The organism is Mycobacterium bulgaricum (assembly GCF_041287165.2).
Classification (GTDB): domain Bacteria; phylum Actinomycetota; class Actinomycetes; order Mycobacteriales; family Mycobacteriaceae; genus Mycobacterium; species Mycobacterium bulgaricum.
Genome location: NZ_JBGGKV020000032.1, coordinates 1 through 3,089 on the forward strand (window position 1 = coordinate 1; position 3,089 = coordinate 3,089).

2 protein-coding genes and 1 pseudogene are annotated in these 3,089 nt (G+C 64.7%); 2 read left to right on the forward strand and 1 reads right to left on the reverse strand.

The window, feature by feature from the left end; all coding sequences use genetic code 11:
- The first annotated feature begins 84 nt into the window (after window positions 1-84).
- Window positions 85-732 (forward strand): YHS domain-containing protein, encoded by a 648-nt coding sequence (locus ACAG24_RS29400; RefSeq protein WP_270720512.1) that lies wholly within the window; start codon window positions 85-87, stop codon window positions 730-732.
- 103 nt (window positions 733-835) lie between these two features.
- Here ACAG24_RS29400 and ACAG24_RS29405 read toward each other — a convergent pair whose 3' ends face one another.
- The gene (locus tag ACAG24_RS29405) at window positions 836-2,215 is read right to left on the reverse strand and encodes an MBL fold metallo-hydrolase (protein WP_270720511.1); all 1,380 of its coding nucleotides are present in this window, start codon (window positions 2,213-2,215) and stop codon (window positions 836-838) included.
- Between the two features lie 240 nt (window positions 2,216-2,455).
- On the opposite strand from ACAG24_RS29405, the pseudogene ACAG24_RS29410 reads away from it, so the two are divergent.
- Window positions 2,456-3,013: pseudogene (locus tag ACAG24_RS29410) on the forward strand (sulfite exporter TauE/SafE family protein); the annotation flags it as partial.
- Window positions 3,014-3,089: the final 76 nt, after the last annotated feature.

Genomic DNA, 3,089 nt, shown 5'->3' on the forward strand with positions numbered 1-3,089 from the left:
ATGCAGCCTCACCCGACCCACCCGGGTCACAGCCCAACGTAACAACACGAAGTAACTGCAACTACGAACTTAAGGACGATCAAAGTGACCGAATGTGAAAGTTTCCAAGCGACGTTCGCGTTCGTCGACCTGTCCGGATTCAGCGTCCTGACGGAAATGTGCGGGGATGAACAAGCCGCCAGTATGGCGGGCCGTCTGCTTGCCGTGGCCCGTGAGTCGCTCGGACCGGACGTCACCATCGTCAAGACGATGGGTGATGCGGTCATGCTGCGAGCCAGCGAGACCGAGCCGATGGTGGCGACCATCCTACGACTCGCTGACCGCGCCGCCGAGGAGGACGGATTTCTTGCGCTGCGGGCCGGCATTCACCGCGGCAGTGCGGTCCAGCGCGACACCGACTACTTCGGACACGGTGTGAATGTGGCCGCGCGCCTCACAGCGCTGGCCGGCGCCGGGCAGGCTCTCTTCACCGAAGAAGTTCGCCGGGCCTGCGCGCAGCGCGGCCTCTCGCTAGAGCCATTAGGAGTCAAGCGACTTCGCAACATTGCGACACCGATAAAGGTCTACGCGGTGGGACTGGCGGCGGCCCGCTATCCCACCGACCCGGTGTGCCGGGTGCGCGTCGATCCCGCCACGGCGGCCAGCCATCTGCGTCACTCAGGTCATGACTGGTATTTCTGCTCACCGCAGTGCGCTCAACGATTCGTCGCCGCACCAACGCAGTACGCGTAGGCAAAAGCAATCAGCACTCGCCACCCGCGGGGAATCACTCAAGGACTGAGCACAGATCGGGGTCGTCTGCGGGCGGGCTCAAATCGATCGGCGCTGTAGTCCTTCACGCAGCGTCCTGGGCCTGCGCCCATGCGGTGTAACCGCCGATCAGATCACTAACGTTGGCGAATCCGTCGGCCCGCATCATTGAGGCGGCCACGCTGGAGCGCCAGCCGCCTGCGCAATGCACCACGATCGGCTTGCCCCTAGGAACTTCTGCGCACTGGGTGCGCAGCTGGGCCAGTGGGATGTGCACCGCGCCGGGAATCGTGCCGACGTCGCGTTCGCCGGGATTGCGGATGTCGATCACGGTGACCGCATTCTCGGCCCGCAGCCGGTCGAGCTCAGCGGCGCTGACCCGTGGCGCCGGTTGAACGAGATCGGTCAGCTCAGCCGGGAAGGCACCGTCAGTGCCGACGGTGAGATAACCCACCACGTTGTCCGAGCCGATGCGGGCCAGCCGCATGGCCGCGGTCTGCTCGTCACCGGGGTAGGTGATCAGCGCGATGTTGGCGCCCACCTCGGCGACCATGCCGACGGTTTCAGCGAAGCGGCCGTCGAAGCCGACGTTGACCGATCCGCGGAGATGACCGGCCGCGAAGTCGTCGACCGACCGCGCATCCACGACCCGAACGCTGGTCTGCAGACCGGCCCGTAGCTGAGCCGCGGCCATTGGGGGAATCCTGCGGCGCTGATCCAGCAGTGGGTGAACCCGCTTGTTCATCGCCGCGTCCATCGAGAAGTACGCGGGTGCCGCGGGCTGGCCGTGGGTGACCAGCTCGACGAAGTCGGCCTCGGTCATCGGCTGCACCGACGGGTTGGTGCGGCGCTGCTCGCCGATCGTGGAGGTCAGCTCGGCCGAGAGGTTTTTTCCGCACGATGAACCCGCGCCGTGGACGGGCATCACCGTGACATCATCGGGCAGCGCCAGCAGCTTGTCGTGGATGCTGTAATACATCGCCCGAGCTAGGTCGGCAGTCGAACCGTCACCCAGATTGGCCAGGTCCGGACGACCCACATCGCCGATGAACAATGCGTCACCGGTCAGCACCGCGACGGGCTCTACGTCGGGACGTTCACGCACCAGGACGCTGATCGATTCCCAGGTGTGCCCCGGGGTCGAGAGGATCTCCAGATCGACCTCGCCGAGCGAGAGGTGCTGCCCGTCAGACAACCGGCGGATCGGATAGTCAGTCTGGGCGGCCGCGCCGAAGCCGATCCACCCGCCGGTGGCCTCCACCAGCTCCAGGTGGCCCGAGACGAAGTCCGCGTGAAAGTGGGTGTTAATGACGCCTTCGATCGTCAACCCGTGCCTGGCGGTGTCGTCGAGGTATTCGGTGATGTCGCGGCGCGGGTCGACAACCACTGCGCGCCCGCTGCTTTCGTCTCCAATCAGATACGACGCGTGCGACAGGCACTCGATGTAGTACTGCTCCAGAATCATCGTCTTTCCTTCTCTAGATAGGCCCTGCTGCCTCCACTTCGGGCCCTCACATCCCAACACAACAATACCCCCGTGGGTATATTATTCCATGATCGCAATACCTAGTGGGGTATTTCTAGTATGGTTCTAATATACCCCCGGTGGTATCGCGCGCACAGGCGGCGGCTACGACGTCAACTGGGAGGACGACATGACGGTGTCGAACACCGCGATGTGCGGTTTCGCTGCGAGGCCGCCGACGTGACGGCCTTGACCGTCGTCCTGGCCGTGGTCGTGGGAGTCTCGCTGGGACTGTTGGGCGGGGGTGGCTCAATCCTGACCGTCCCGCTACTGACCTACGTCGCAGGACTGGACGTCAAGGAGGCGATCGCAAGTTCGCTTCTGGTCGTCGGCGTCACCAGCATGGTCGGCGTCATCGCTCATATGCGGGCCGGGCGCGTGCGGTGGCGCGTCGCACTACGGTTCGGCGCAGCGGCTATGACCGGGGCTTTCTGCGGCGGCCTACTGGCCGGCGTCATCCCCGAAACGGTGCTGCTAGTCACCTTCGCAGTGATCATGATCGCCTCCGGGATCGCGATGCTGCGCGACCGCAAGACAACTTCCGGCGACGAGGCCCCGCAGGTTCAGGTGGCCAAGGTGGCCGTAATCGGTGGCGTCGTCGGTGCGTTGGGCGGTCTCGTCGGCGCGGGTGGCGGCTTCCTGCTGGTACCTGCGCTGGTCCTGCTGGCCGGACTTCCGATGCCCGCCGCGATCGGTACCTCGTTAGTGGTGGTCGCAATGCAATCGTTGGCCGGTCTAGCTGTACTGACCACGGACGTTGGTGACGGCGTGGTGAGGTGACAAGACGAAGACCTCCGAGTGAAGTGCGAACTGC

Bases quoted from the DNA above. Each gene is read 5' to 3' on its own strand.
- ACAG24_RS29405 (WP_270720511.1), bottom strand. From the start codon at position 2,215: ATGATTCTGGAGCAGTACTACATCGAGTGCCTGTCGCACGCGTCGTAT.